The organism is Streptomyces sp. NPDC040545 (genome assembly GCF_055595065.1).
On the sequence record NZ_JBVIWA010000012.1, the window covers coordinates 163,656 to 177,241 of the forward strand.

Genomic DNA, 13,586 nt, shown 5'->3' on the forward strand with positions numbered 1-13,586 from the left:
GCACGATGCAGTCCATGTCCTCGGCACCGAACGGTCTCTCCCCGTACCCGATCGTGCAGGCTCCCATGGCGGGCGGCGCCTCCTGTCCCGTGCTCGCCGCCGCCGTGTGCGAGGCGGGCGGGCTGGGCTTCCTGGCCGGCGGCTACAAGACCGCCGACGGGATGTACCAGGAGATCAAGCAGGTGCGGGCGCTGACCCGGCGCCGTTTCGGTGTCAACCTCTTCATGCCGCAGACCGGTTACGTCGATCCGGCCGCCGTGGAGGCCTACCGCGGGCAGCTGGCCGGTGAGGCGAGCTGGTACGAGATCTCGCTCGCCGAGGAGGACATCATCGGCACCAGCGACGACGGCTACGACGCCAAGCTGGCCATCCTCCTCGAAGACCCGGTCCCGGTGGTCTCGTTCACCTTCGGCTGTCCCGCCTTCGCGGCCCTCGCGGCCCTGCGCAAGGCCGGTACGTACACCGTCGTCACGGTCACCTCCGTCGAGGAGGCGCGCAGCGCCCAGCACGCGGGTGCGGACGCCGTCTGCGTCCAGGGCGCCGAGGCCGGTGGCCACCAGGGCACGCACCGGGACGACCCGCAGATCGACGGCACGGCGACCGTGGGCCTCCTCGCACTGGTGGCGCAGGTACGGGAGGCCGTGGCGCTCCCGATCATCGCGGCGGGCGGGATCATGCGGGGCTCGCAGATCGCGGCCCTGCTGGCCGCGGGCGCGGAGTCGGCGCAGCTCGGGACGGCCTTCCTGGCCTGCCCGGAATCGGGTGCGGACCCGGTCCACAAGAAGGCGCTGACGGACCCGCTGTTCGCCCGCACCGAGCTGACCCGGGCCTTCTCCGGGCGGCCGGCGCGGGTTCTGGTCAACCGCTTCATGCGCGAGCACGGGCCGTACGCCCCGGCCGCGTACCCGCAGGTCCACCACCTGACCTCGGGGCTGCGCAAGGCCGCCGCCGCGGCCGGGGACCCGCAGGGCATGGCCCTGTGGGCGGGCCAGGGGCACCGGCTGGCGCGACCGCTGCCGGCGGGGGAGCTGGTGGAGGTGCTGGCGGCCGAACTGGCCGAGGCACAGAGCACGTTGAAGGCAATGCAGATGAGGAGTGCGTCATGACCGCCCCGGTGTTCGTGGTGGAAGAGGTCCCCGCGGGGCCCGAGTTCGTGCTGGACGGCCCGGAGGGCCGGCACGCGGTGTCCGTGAAGCGCCTGAACCCGGGCGAGGACGTGGTCCTCACGGACGGGCGCGGCCACTGGGCGGAGGGCGTGGTCAAGGCTGCCGAGGGCAAGGACCGGCTGGTCGTCATGGACCTGCACACCGTCACGGAGGAGCCGGAGCCGGAGGTGCGGATCACGGTGGTCCAGGCCCTGCCCAAGGGGGACCGGGGCGAGCTGGCCGTCGAGACGATGACCGAGACCGGCGTGGACGCGATCGTGCCCTGGCAGGCCTCGCGCTGCATCACGCAGTGGCGCGGCGACCGCGGGGCCAAGTCCCTGGCCAAGTGGCGGGCCACGGCCCGGGAGGCGGGCAAGCAGTCCCGCCGGGTGCGCTTCCCGGAGGTGGCCGAGGCCATGTCCACCAAGCAGGTGGCGGCGCTGCTGGCCGGCGCCGACCTGGCGATGGTGCTCCACGAGGACCGCGACACCCCGTCCGGGGCGCTGGCCACGGCCGAGCTCCCGAAGGCCGGTTCCGTCGTGCTGGTGGTCGGCCCGGAGGGCGGCGTCTCCCCGGAGGAGCTGGCCGTTTTCGCCGCCGCGGGGGCGCACCCCTACCGCCTGGGCCGTTCCGTCCTGCGGACCTCCACGGCCGGGACGGCGGCCACGGCGGTGCTGCTGGCCCGTACGGGCCGCTGGTCCTGACGCGACCGCGCCCGCGGCGGGCGCCCGGCTGGATACGATGCCCGGACCGATCACCGTCACGGGAGGCTCAGCAATGGCCGGGGAACCGCAGGCCGACTGCCTGTTCTGCAAGATCGTCGCGGGGCAGATCCCCGCGACCGTGGTACGGGAGACCGAGACCACGGTCGCCTTCCGGGACATCAACCCGCAGGCGCCCACGCACGTGCTCGTCATCCCCAAGGTGCACTACGCCGACGCGGCCTCCCTCGTGGAGGCCGAGCCGTCCGTCGCCGCCGACATACTGCGCGAGGCCGGCCAGGTCGCCCTCGACGAGAAGATCGTCGAACACGGCTACCGGGTCGTGTTCAACACCGGCTCCGGCGCCGGGCAGACCGTCTTCCACGCCCACGCGCACGTCCTCGGCGGCCGCGGCCTCCAGTGGCCCCCCGGATAGCACGTGTCCGTACGAGAGTTCGTGGTGCTGGGCACGGCCAGCCAGGTGCCCACCCGCCACCGCAACCACAACGGCTACCTGCTGCGCTGGGACGGCGAGGGCATCCTCTTCGACCCGGGCGAGGGCACCCAGCGCCAGATGCTGCGCGCTGGGGTGGCCGCGCACGACATCAACCGGATCTGCGTCACCCACTTCCACGGTGACCACAGCCTCGGCCTCGCCGGGGTGATCCAGCGGATCAACCTCGACCAGGTCCCGCACCCCGTCACCGCGCACTACCCGGCCTCGGGCCAGAAGTTCTTCGAACGGCTGCGCTACGCCACGGCCTACCGGGAGACCGTCGCGCTCCGTGAGGAGCCGGTGGCCGGGGACGGCACCCTGGCCCAAGCGTCCTCGTACGTCCTGGAGGCCCGGCTGCTGTCGCACCCGGTCGAGTCCTTCGGCTACCGGATCACCGAACCCGACGGGCGCCGCATGGTGCCCGAGCTGCTCGCGCGGCACGGGATCAAGGGCCCGGACGTGGGCCGGATCCAGCGTGAGGGGCGGCTCGGGGCGGTCACCCTGGACGAGGTCAGCGAGCCCAGGCCGGGGCAGCGGTTCGCCTTCGTCATGGACACCCGGCTCTGCCCCGGCGTGGACGCGCTGGCCGAGGGCTGCGACATGCTGGTGATCGAGTCGACCTTCCTCGACGAGGACGAACGGCTGGCCACCGACCACGGGCACCTGACCGCCGGCCAGGCGGCGCGGGTGGCGCGGGACGCGGGCGTACGGCACCTCGTGCTGACGCACTTCTCGCAGCGCTACACCGACCCGGCCGAGTTCGAGCGCCAGGCCCGCGCGGCCGGCTTCGAGGGCGAGCTCACGGTGGCGGCGGACCTGATGCGGGTGCCCCTGCCCAAGCGGGGCTGACCGCGACGATGGCCCGGGCCCCTGCCCGGGCCGCCGTCGCCGAGCGGCCGGAGCGGGTCGAGTGGTCCGAGTGACGAAGGGCTTTCCGAGGGTGATCTGCGCCACACTGGGTTTTGGTCCCGCCCGGATGGGCAGGGCTGGCAGCTTTCCACGGGAAAACGTCATGCAGAAACGGGCCTTCGAGAAACAACGGGGAGATCGCCGTGACCGGTCGGGACTTCGAAATCCGCGCAGCAGGAGTGGACCCGCTCGGTCCGCTGCGTGACCCCCAGGAACCCGGCTGTGACGTCTTCCTGACCGGAACGGTCTTCCTCGACATCATCTTCACCGGCCTCGACTCGGCCCCGGTGCGCGGTACGGAGTCCTGGGCGCGCGGCATGGGCTCCAGCCCCGGCGGCGTCGCCAACATGGCCACCGCCCTGGCCCGGCTCGGCCTGCGCACCTCGCTGGCCGCCGCCTTCGGGGACGACCACTACGGTGAGTACTGCTGGGACGCCCTCGAACAGGGCGAGGGCATCGACCTGTCCATGTCGCACACCATCCCCGGCTGGCACAGCCCCGTCACCGTCTCGATGGCCTACGAGGGCGAGCGCACGATGGTCTCGCACGGCCACGAAGCCCCTCCGCCGGCGGGCCCCGGGCCCTTCCCGCAGTGCCCGCCCCGGGCCCGTGCGGCCGTGGCCGCGCTGGGACCCGGCCGCGGCGAGGAGTGGATCGGCGAGGCCGCCCGGCGCGGCTCGCGGATCTTCGCGGACGTGGGATGGGACGAGAGCGGCCGCTGGGACCTGGGGGCCCTGGCCGACCTGGAGCACTGCGAGGCCTTCCTGCCCAACGCGGGCGAGGCCATGCGCTACACCCGGACCGACTGTCCGAGAGCCGCGGCCCGGGCGCTGGCCGAGAAGGTGCCGATCGCGGTGGTGACGATGGGCGCGGAGGGCTCGTACGCGGTGGACGGGCGCACCGGGGAGACCGCGCACGTCCCCGGGATCACGGTGGACGAGCTGGACCCGACCGGCGCGGGCGACGTCTACGTGGCGGGCTTCGTGACCGGCACCCTGGCGGGCTGGCCGCTCGCCGACCGGCTGGCCTTCGCCGGGCTGACGGCGGCCCTGTCGGTTCAGGAGTTCGGCGGCTCCCTCTCGGCCCCCGGCTGGCCGGAGGTGGCCCACTGGTGGCGGGACGCCCCGCGGGAGCTGCGCGGCCGGTACGGCTTCCTGGACGATCTGGTCCCGCCGGGCGGGACCCCGGCGGCCCGGCGCAGGGCCGTACCGACGATCGGCTTCCGGCACTCGGTCTAGGCGTGCGATCCGGCGGTAAAACCTCTCGGGGATGCAGCGGCGGAGACGTACGCTTGGTACTCCGGAGGTCGTCGATCGGCGCGGCCCCTCAGCGGGAGGTATGCGCAGGCCACAGTGCCGGCCCATGACTCAGACACCGACAGCCCACATCCCTGCGCCGGGGCAGGCGCGAGCCCACTTCACCGTTCCGGCCACGCACCCGATGGTGACCGTGCTCGGCTCGGGCGACGCCCTGTTGCGCGTGATCGAGAAGGCCTTCCCGAAGGCCGACATCCATGTTCGGGGCAATCAGGTCAGCGCGATCGGTGAAGCGGCGGAAGTCGCCCTGATCCAGCGGCTTTTCGACGAGATGATGCTGGTGCTCCGCACCGGGCAGCCGATGACGGAGGACGCAGTGGAACGCTCGATCGCCATGCTCAAGGCCAGCGGCAACGGCAACGGCGACGGGCCTGCCGAGACGCCGGCGGAGGTGCTCACCCAGAACATCCTCTCCAGCCGCGGCCGCACCATCCGGCCCAAGACCCTCAACCAGAAGCGGTACGTCGACGCGATCGACAAGAACACGATCGTCTTCGGCATCGGCCCCGCCGGTACCGGCAAGACCTACCTCGCCATGGCCAAGGCCGTCCAGGCCCTCCAGTCCAAGCAGGTCAGCCGTATCATCCTGACCCGGCCCGCCGTCGAGGCGGGGGAGCGGCTCGGTTTCCTGCCGGGCACCCTCTTCGACAAGATCGACCCGTACCTGCGCCCGCTCTACGACGCGCTGCACGACATGATCGACCCCGACTCGATCCCGCGCCTCATGGCCGCCGGGACCATCGAGGTCGCGCCCCTCGCATACATGAGGGGGCGCGCGATGCCCGTCTTCACGAAGGTTCTGACGCCGGACGGCTGGCGCCCCATCGGGGACCTCCAGGTGGGTGACCTGGTCGTCGGATCGAACGGCGAGCCGACCCCGGTCCTCGGTGTGTACCCGCAGGGCGAGAAGGACATCTACCGTCTCACGGCCCAGGACGGGTCCTGGACCCTGTGCTGCGGCGAGCACCTGTGGACTGTCAGGACGCGCGACGACAAGCGCCGCGACAAGCCGTGGCGGGTCCTGGAGACCAAGGACATGATCGGCAACCTCCGGGCTGCGCACGCCCGCCGGTACGAGCTGCCGATGCTCACCGCTCCCGTCGCCTTCCCCGGGCGCGAGGTTCCCATGGACCCGTACGCGCTCGGTCTGCTGCTCGGCGACGGCTGTCTCACCGGCTCCACCACGCCGTCCTTCGCCGCAGAGGACGAGGAGCTCGTCCGCGCCCTGGAGACAGCGCTTCCAGGAGTCGCCGCACGGCACAAGGGCGGTCCCGACTACGTCCTGAACAGGGTGAAGTCGTCCGGTGACGTGGTCACTCTGGAGAACCCCGTCAAGTCCGTGCCGGACGACTACCTGTTCAACACGGCAGAGGTCCGCCTCGCGGTACTCCAAGGCCTGCTCGACTCCGACGGAGGCCCGGTCGCCCAGCGGGACCGTACCTGCCGGATCCAGTACTCCACTGCCTCGATCGTCCTGCGGGACGACGTGATCGCTCTCGTCCAGTCGCTCGGCGGTGTTGCCTACACCCGGCGCCGCAGGGCCGAAGGCCGGGTGCAGGGCACCGCACCGGGCGCTCACCGGTACGACTCGCACGTCGTCGACATCCGCCTTCCCGAAGGCATCGAGCCCTTCCGTCTCGCACGCAAGCGGGACGCGTACCACGCGGCCGGCGGCGGCGGGCGCCCGATGCGCTTCATCGACTCCATCGAGCCCGCGGGTCGCGAGGAGGCGGTGTGCATCCAGGTGGCCGCCGAGGACTCGCTGTACGTGACGCAGGACTACCTGCTGACGCACAACACCCTCAACGACGCGTTCGTCGTCCTCGACGAGGCGCAGAACACGACCGCCGAGCAGATGAAGATGTTCCTGACCCGGCTCGGGTTCGACTCGAAGATCGTCGTCACCGGTGACGTCACGCAGATCGACCTGCCGGGTGGCGCCAAGAGCGGTCTGCGTCAGGTCCAGGAGATCCTCGAAGGGCTCCCGGACATCCACTTCTCGCGGCTCACGTCCGAGGATGTCGTCCGGCACAAGCTGGTCGGCCGTATCGTCGACGCGTACGAGAAGTACGACGAGAGTCAGCAGGCCCAGGACGGTCGTAACGGCCGGAACGGCCAACACGGGAAGTAGAACTCAGCGCACCATGTCGATCGACGTCAACAACGAGTCCGGAACCGAGGTCGACGAGCAGGCGATCCTCGACATCGCCCGCTACGCGCTCACCCGGATGCGGATCCACCCGCTCTCCGAACTGTCCGTCATCGTCATCGACGAGGACGCCATGGAGCAGCTCCACATCCAGTGGATGGATCTGCCCGGTCCGACCGACGTCATGTCCTTCCCGATGGACGAGCTCCGTCCGCCGTCCAAGGACGACGAGGAGCCCCCGCAGGGGCTCCTCGGCGACATCGTGCTCTGCCCCGAGGTCGCCAAGCGGCAGGGCGAGGAAGCCCCGACGCAGCACTCCATGGACGAGGAGCTGCAGCTCCTGACCGTCCACGGAGTGCTGCACCTGCTCGGCTACGACCACGAGGAGCCGGACGAGAAGGCGGAGATGTTCGGCCTCCAGGCGGCCATCGTCGACGGCTGGCGCGGTGAGCGCGGCATGACCGGTCCGTCCCCGGCTCCGACCGTCTCGTGAACGCCCCCCAGCTGATCACCGGCGCGGTCCTGCTGGTGGTGGTGGCCTGGTTCGCGGCCTGCGCCGAGTCCGGCATCGCCCGCATCTCCAGCTTCCGGGCCGAGCAGGCCGTACGGGAGGGTCGGCGCGGCAGCGAGAAGCTCGCCCAGGTCGCCGGCGACCCCACCCGCTACCTCAACGTGGCCCTGCTCGTCCGGGTCACCTGCGAGATGGCCGCCGGGGTGCTCGTCACCTACGTCTGCCTCGATGAGTTCGGCGACAACTGGACCGCGCTGCTGGTGGCCATCGCCGTCATGGTGCTCGTCTCCTTCGTCGCCGTGGGCGTCTCGCCGCGCACGATCGGCCGCCAGCACCCGCTGAACACGGCCACCGCGGCCGCGTACGTCCTCGTACCGCTGGCCCGGATCATGGGGCCGATCCCACAGCTGCTGATCCTCATCGGCAACGCGCTCACGCCCGGCAAGGGCTTCCGCAAGGGGCCCTTCGCCTCCGAGGCCGAGCTGCGCGCGATGGTGGACCTCGCGGAGAAGGAATCGCTGATCGAGGACGACGAGCGCCGCATGGTGCACCAGGTCTTCGAGCTCGGCGACACGCTGGTGCGCGAGGTGATGGTGCCGCGCACCGACCTCGTCTGCATCGAGCGGTACAAGACGATCCGTCAGGCGACCACGCTCGCGCTGCGCTCCGGTTTCTCCCGCATCCCGGTGACCGGGGAGAACGAGGACGACATCGTCGGGATCGTCTACCTGAAGGACCTGGTCCGCAAGACGCACATCAGCCGGGAGGCCGAGGCCGACCTGGTCTCGACCGCCATGCGGCCGGCCCTCTTCGTGCCGGACACCAAGAACGCGGGCGATCTGCTGCGCGAGATGCAGCAGGTGCGCAACCACGTGGCCGTCGTCATCGACGAGTACGGCGGCACCGCCGGCATCGTCACCATCGAGGACATCCTCGAAGAGATCGTCGGCGAGATCACGGACGAGTACGACCGGGAACTCCCGCCGGTCGAGGACCTCGGCGAGGACCGTTACCGGGTCACCGCGCGGCTGGACATCACCGACCTCGGTGAGCTGTTCAAGGTCGAGGCCTTCGACGACGAGGACGTGGAGACGGTCGGCGGACTGCTGGCGAAGGCGCTGGGACGGGTGCCGATCGCGGGCGCCTCCTCGGTGGTGGAACTGCCGGACGGGCGTCCGCTGCGGCTGACCGCCGAATCCCCGGCGGGCCGGCGGAACAAGATCGTGACGGTTCTGGTGGAGCCGGTGGCCGCGGTGGAGACCGCCGGGGAGGAGGGGGAGTGACCCCGGAGCAACTGCGCGCGTTCTGCCTGGGTTTCAACGCGGCGGTGGAGGAGTTCCCCTTCACGCCGGAGACCTCGGTGTTCAAGGTGCTGGGCAAGGTGTTCGCGCTGTCGGCGCTGGACGCGGAGCCGCTCAAGGTCAACCTCAAGTGCGACCCGGAGCTGGCGGTGCGGCTGCGCGAGGAGCACGAGGCGATCGTGCCGGGCTACCACATGAACAAGCGGCACTGGAACACCGTGACGGTGGGCGGGCCGGGCGGCCTGCCGGAGCGGCTGGTGCGGGAGCTGGTGGAGGACTCGTACGACCTGGTGGTCGCGGGTCTGCCGAGGGCGGAGCGGCTGCGCCTGGACCGGCCGTGACGGTGCGCCCGCCTTGGCGGCGGGGTGGTCGTGCGGGGGCGCAGGGCGGCTCCCTATGCTTTCGACCATGACCGACAGCACCGGGATCGACCCCGAGGACAGCAAGATCATCACGCTGGCGCGCAGCGCCCGGGCCCGCAACGCGGTGCCCGAGGGGGCGGCGGTGCGGGACGAGACGGGCCGCACGTACGTCGCCGGGACGGTGGCGCTCGACTCCCTGAAGCTGAGCGCGCTGCAGACCGCGGTCGCGATGGCGGTGGCGAGCGGTGCGCGGTCGCTGGAGGCGGCGGCCGTCGTCAGCGCGGCCGACGCCCCGGCCGAGGCGGACCGGGCGGCCGTCCGTGACCTCGGGGGCCCGGACACCCCGGTCCTCCTGGCGGGCCCGGACGGCACCCTGAAGTCGACGACCCCGGCCGGCCCCTAGCCTCCCGGCGGGGGCAACCGACGACTCCCGCCCGGCCGAACCCGGCCTCGCCGGCGTTTGAGGAGCGGGGTCTGGGGCGGAGCCCCGGGAAACCCGGCTCCGCCGGGCACCGGGCTCCGCCCGGACCCTCCCCCAGGTACCGCTGGGAGGTGCCCCCTGCTCAAACGCCGGCGGGGCTGACGTCTGCCCGCCGGAGGCCACCGCGGCGGATCGTCATCGCCATCAGCGCGGCCATCGCGCACAGCGCGCCCGAGGCGTACCAGACGGTGTCGTACGAGCCGGTGAGGTCGCGGGTCAGGCCGCCCAGGAAGGCCACCAGCGCCGCGCCGATCTGGTGCGAGGCCAGGACCCAGCCGAAGACGATCGCGCCGTCGTCCCCGTAGTGCTCGCGGCACAGGGCGATCGTCGGCGGGACGGTCGCGACCCAGTCCAGGCCGTAGAAGACGATGAAGAAGAGCAGCGGCGGCCGCACCGTCGGCGCCAGCAGCATCGGCAGGAAGAGCAGCGAGACCCCGCGCAGGGCGTAGTAGACGGCCAGCAGCCGCCGCGAGTCGAAGCGGTCCGTGAACCAGCCCGAGGCCACCGTGCCGATCACGTCGAACACGCCGACCACCGCCAGCAGCCCCGCGGCCGCCGTCACCGGCATGCCGTGGTCGTGGGCGGCGGGCACGAAGTGGGTCTTGACCAGGCCGTTGGTCGAGGCCCCGCAGATCGCGAAGGTGCCCGCCAGCAGCCAGAACGGGCCGGTCCGGGCCGCGTCGAGGAGCACCCGCAGGGCGCGCCGGGCCGCGCCCGGCACCGGGGCCGGCTTCGGCGCGTACGTGCCGCCGTAGGGCGCGAGCCCCACGTCCGCCGGGTGGTCGCGCAGCAGCAGCCACACGAAGGGGGCGACGGCCAGGGCCGACAGGGAGACCGTCACCGCCGCCGGGCGCCAGCCGTGCTGGTCGACCAGCCAGGCCAGCAGCGGCAGGAAGACCAGCTGGCCGGAGGCCCCGGCCGCGGTCAGGATGCCGGTGACCAGGCCGCGCCGGGCCGTGAACCAGCGGCCCGTCACCGTCGCCGCGAAGGCCAGGGCCATGGAGCCGCTGCCCAGCCCCACGAGGACGCCCCAGAACAGCACGAGCTGCCAGGGCGCGGTCATCCACACCGTGGCCAGCGAGCCCGAGGCGATGACGAGCAGGGCCAGGGCCACGACCCGGCGGATACCGAAGCGGTCCATCAGGGCCGCGGCGAAGGGGGCGGTGAGCCCGTACAGCGCGAGGTTGACGGAGACGGCGAGGCCGATGGTCCCGCGCGACCAGTCGAACTCCGCATGCAGCGGCTCGATGAGCAGTCCGGGCAGGGAGGCGAAGCCGGCCGCGCCGATGATCGTCACGAAGGCGACGGCGGCGACGGACCAGGCGCGGTGGACGCGGGCGGGCCGCCGTGGGGAGCGGCGGTCCACGGGAGCGGAGGCGGGGGCTGTCTGGGGCACGCCGACAGCTTCCGGCCACCTGGGGACCGCAGGAAAGTGGCTTGACTGTCATGCTTCGCTACGATCGGGCCATGGAGTCGGAGAAGTCGGAGAAGAAGGCACACCGGGTCGTCGTCCTCGCCCTCACCGGGTTGCTGCCCTTCGAGCTGGGTATCCCGCACCGGATCTTCGGGCGGGCCAAGGACCCGGCCGGGCGGCCGCTGTACGAGATCCTCACGTGCGGGCTCGCCCCGGGGCCGGTGCGCACGGACGCCGACTTCGCGATCCACGTCGAGCACGGTCCGGAGCTGCTGGCCACCGCCGACACGGTGGTGGTGCCGGCCTCGTACGAGCTGGGTCCGGTGCACGAGGAGGGCCGGCTGACCGACGAGCTCGCGGCGGCCCTCGCCCACATCCGGCCCGGTACCCGGCTCGTGTCCATCTGCACGGGCGGCTACGTGCTCGCCGCGGCCGGGTACCTGGACGGGCGCCCCGCCACCACCCACTGGGCCTCCGCCGAGCACTTCCAGCGGCTCTTCCCGGCCGTCCGGGTCGACCCCGACGTCCTCTACACCGACGACGGGGACGTGCTGACCTCGGCCGGAGTCGCCGCCGGTGTCGACCTGTGCCTGCACATCGTGCGCCGCGACCACGGCGCGGCCGTCGCCAACGAGGTGGCCCGGCGGACCGTCGTACCGCCCCACCGGGAGGGCGGGCAGGCGCAGTTCATCGCACGCCCGATGCCGGAGCCGCAGCTCGCCACCACCACGGCGGCCCGCGCCTGGGTGCTGGACCGGCTGCACGAACCGCTCCGGCTGACCGACCTGGCCCGGCAGGAGGCCATGTCGGTACGGACGTTCACGCGCCGGTTCCGCGAGGAGTCGGGCGTCAGCCCCGGCCAGTGGATCGTCGGCCGCCGGGTGGAGCGGGCCCGGCAGCTGCTGGAGCAGACGGAGCTGCCGATGGAGCAGGTGGCGCGGGACAGCGGTTTCGGTACGGCCCAGTCGCTGCGCAAGCACGTACAGGCGGCGCTGGGGGTGAGCCCGACGGCCTACCGCCGCACGTTCCGTGCGGCAGGTCAGGCGGGCGAACTGCCATCTCCTGATGGGCCATCAGTTGCTGCCGGACCCGCGCATTGACTTCTCCCGCCCCCCGCTCGTGAATGGCCCCCTGCGCCGGGCTCGGGCGCGCGGGAACCTAAGGGGCGGGCAGTGCGAACAGGGGCGCGGAAGCGGAGATGGCCGGCGGCCGTGGGCCTGGCCGTGCTGGCGGCCACGACCGGGGGCGCGCTGAGCGCGCCCGCCGCGGCCGAGGGGGAGACACCCCCGGGCCAGGTGGACTTCCCGACCCACTGCCCGGCGCCCCAGGAGGCCGGGCTCCCGCCCGCGGACGGGCCGACCACCGCGCGGATCACCGTCGACAACCCGGCCCCGCAGGTCGGCGACACCGTCACCGTGACCTACCAGGTGGTCCGGACCCCGGCCCTCAACCCGGTCGGCGGCGAACTCCCCGCCGACGTGCTGACCCCGACCGGCCGGATCCTGCTGGCGGGCGCCCAGAGCGGCGAGATCACCGTGGTCGGGGCCAAACGCAACGACCCCGTCCCGGCGGGGGCGGCCCTCCCCGCCGTCACGATGACCGGCACGTTCACCGTCACCGCGCCCGGCGAGACCACGCTCGCCCCGGGCGGCTACACCCTGCACACCGGCCACCTGCTGGACCTCGACACCACGTGCACCGCCGATGCCGCGTCCGCCGCCCCCGTCTCCGCCCGCCTGACCGCGACCGCGCTGCCGACGGCCAACCTGCGCAGCGTCTTCCTCGGCGCGGCCCAGGGCCGGCCGGGCGCCGAGGTCAAGGTCACCGCCGCGGGCTTCCCGCCGGGCGCGGCCGTCACGGTGGCCGGCCGGTCCGGAGCCGCCGAGACCGCCGACCGGGTGAGCACCACCGCCGACGAACGGGGCACGGCGGTGGTCGAGCTGCCGGTCACCGACAAGGCCACCACCGCGGTGATCGCCTACGAGGGTGGCGCCTGGTCGGCACGCCAGGGCTCGGGCCCGGCCGCGTACACGGTCATCGACGCGGCTCCGCCGCCGTCCTCCGCCGCCCGGAAGGTCACGGCCACCGTCGAGCCGGGGGTCCTGGGCATGACCCAGACCGGCGAGGACATCACCTTGGGCGCCGTCCCGTACGGCGACGGCGGCGCCGCCCCCGGCCGGATCGGGACGGTGACCGTCACCGACGCCCGCGGCGGCCCGGCCGGCTGGTCCCTGATCGGCAAGGTCACCGACTTCACCGGACCCGGCGGGATCCGCATCCCGGGCGCCTCCCTGTCCTGGACCCCGAGGTGCGTGGCGGCCGCGGGCAGCCGCAGCACCTGTACGCCGGGCAGCGCGGGCGTCGTCGGCCCGGAGGGAGCCGTCCTGGCCTCCACCCCCGACGCCCCGCTGGTCGGCGGCACCTTCACGATCGACGCCACGGTCACCCTCAAGGTGCCGCCGTACACCCCGCCGGGCGCGTACACGGCGGTCCTGACCCTGACCCTGTCGTGACCGGGCGCCTGCGGCCGCCGCTGCGCGGGGCTCTCCCCGCCCCGCCCTTTCTCCGTTTCCCGGGGCTCCGCCCCGGACCCCGCGCCTCAATCTCCCCCAGCTACCGCTGGGCGGTGCCCCCTGGCGGGGCTGTTCTTGCCGCCGGGATCCTCCTCCTGCTCGCCGCGCCGGCCGAGTCCGCGGACGACGGCCGGTGGTCCGTGCTGCCCGCCGCGACAGGCGTCGGGCAGCGGCCCTGTTTCTACCTCGCCGCCGCGCCCGGCCAGTCCGTCGCCGACGCCGTCACCC

General features: G+C 72.9%; 13 protein-coding genes. 12 read left to right on the forward strand and 1 reads right to left on the reverse strand.

Features of this window, described 5'->3' with window-relative positions; translation table 11 throughout:
- The first annotated feature begins 14 nt into the window (after positions 1-14).
- The 10 genes from ACZ573_RS23105 (at position 15) to ACZ573_RS23150 (ending at position 9,293) form a co-directional block, all read left to right on the forward strand.
- On the forward strand, positions 15-1,106 hold the full coding sequence (locus ACZ573_RS23105) for a nitronate monooxygenase (protein WP_471307046.1): 1,092 nt from the start codon (positions 15-17) through the stop codon (positions 1,104-1,106).
- Positions 1,103-1,849, forward strand: coding sequence for a 16S rRNA (uracil(1498)-N(3))-methyltransferase (locus tag ACZ573_RS23110; protein WP_471307048.1), 747 nt, complete (start codon positions 1,103-1,105; stop codon positions 1,847-1,849). The genes ACZ573_RS23105 and ACZ573_RS23110 overlap by 4 nt, the downstream gene beginning before the upstream one ends.
- 73 nt (positions 1,850-1,922) lie before the next feature.
- Complete coding sequence (locus ACZ573_RS23115) at positions 1,923-2,282, forward strand: histidine triad nucleotide-binding protein (protein WP_301371243.1); 360 nt, start codon at positions 1,923-1,925, stop codon at positions 2,280-2,282.
- A 3-nt stretch (positions 2,283-2,285) separates the two neighbouring features.
- Entirely contained in the window at positions 2,286-3,191 is a 906-nt protein-coding gene (locus ACZ573_RS23120; protein WP_471307051.1) for a ribonuclease Z, read from the forward strand.
- 197 nt (positions 3,192-3,388) lie between these two features.
- Entirely contained in the window at positions 3,389-4,489 is a 1,101-nt protein-coding gene (locus tag ACZ573_RS23125; RefSeq protein ID WP_471307159.1) for a carbohydrate kinase family protein, read from the forward strand.
- A 124-nt stretch (positions 4,490-4,613) separates the two neighbouring features.
- The gene (locus tag ACZ573_RS23130) at positions 4,614-6,698 is read left to right on the forward strand and encodes a PhoH family protein (RefSeq protein WP_471307053.1); all 2,085 of its coding nucleotides are present in this window, start codon (positions 4,614-4,616) and stop codon (positions 6,696-6,698) included.
- 13 nt (positions 6,699-6,711) lie between these two features.
- Positions 6,712-7,209, forward strand: a complete 498-nt coding sequence (gene ybeY, locus ACZ573_RS23135) for an rRNA maturation RNase YbeY (RefSeq protein WP_301371251.1) — start codon at positions 6,712-6,714, stop codon at positions 7,207-7,209.
- On the forward strand, positions 7,206-8,510 hold the full coding sequence (locus tag ACZ573_RS23140) for a hemolysin family protein (protein WP_471307056.1): 1,305 nt from the start codon (positions 7,206-7,208) through the stop codon (positions 8,508-8,510). The genes ybeY and ACZ573_RS23140 overlap by 4 nt, the downstream gene beginning before the upstream one ends.
- Positions 8,507-8,869 (forward strand): MmcQ/YjbR family DNA-binding protein, encoded by a 363-nt coding sequence (locus tag ACZ573_RS23145; RefSeq protein WP_030757419.1) that lies wholly within the window; start codon positions 8,507-8,509, stop codon positions 8,867-8,869. Before ACZ573_RS23140 ends, ACZ573_RS23145 begins: the two co-directional genes overlap by 4 nt.
- 67 nt (positions 8,870-8,936) lie before the next feature.
- Positions 8,937-9,293, forward strand: coding sequence for a cytidine deaminase (locus ACZ573_RS23150; RefSeq protein ID WP_471307058.1), 357 nt, complete (start codon positions 8,937-8,939; stop codon positions 9,291-9,293).
- A 160-nt stretch (positions 9,294-9,453) separates the two neighbouring features.
- Here the strand turns inward: ACZ573_RS23150 and ACZ573_RS23155 are convergent, their stop codons facing one another.
- Entirely contained in the window at positions 9,454-10,767 is a 1,314-nt protein-coding gene (locus tag ACZ573_RS23155) for an MFS transporter (protein ID WP_471307060.1), read from the reverse strand.
- 71 nt (positions 10,768-10,838) lie between these two features.
- On the opposite strand from ACZ573_RS23155, the gene ACZ573_RS23160 reads away from it, so the two are divergent.
- Both ACZ573_RS23160 and ACZ573_RS23165 read left to right on the forward strand, forming a co-directional pair.
- Positions 10,839-11,885, forward strand: coding sequence for a GlxA family transcriptional regulator (locus tag ACZ573_RS23160; protein ID WP_471307062.1), 1,047 nt, complete (start codon positions 10,839-10,841; stop codon positions 11,883-11,885).
- Positions 11,886-12,002: 117 nt separating this feature from the next.
- Positions 12,003-13,298 (forward strand): WxL domain-containing protein, encoded by a 1,296-nt coding sequence (locus ACZ573_RS23165; RefSeq protein WP_471307161.1) that lies wholly within the window; start codon positions 12,003-12,005, stop codon positions 13,296-13,298.
- Positions 13,299-13,586 lie beyond the last annotated feature (288 nt).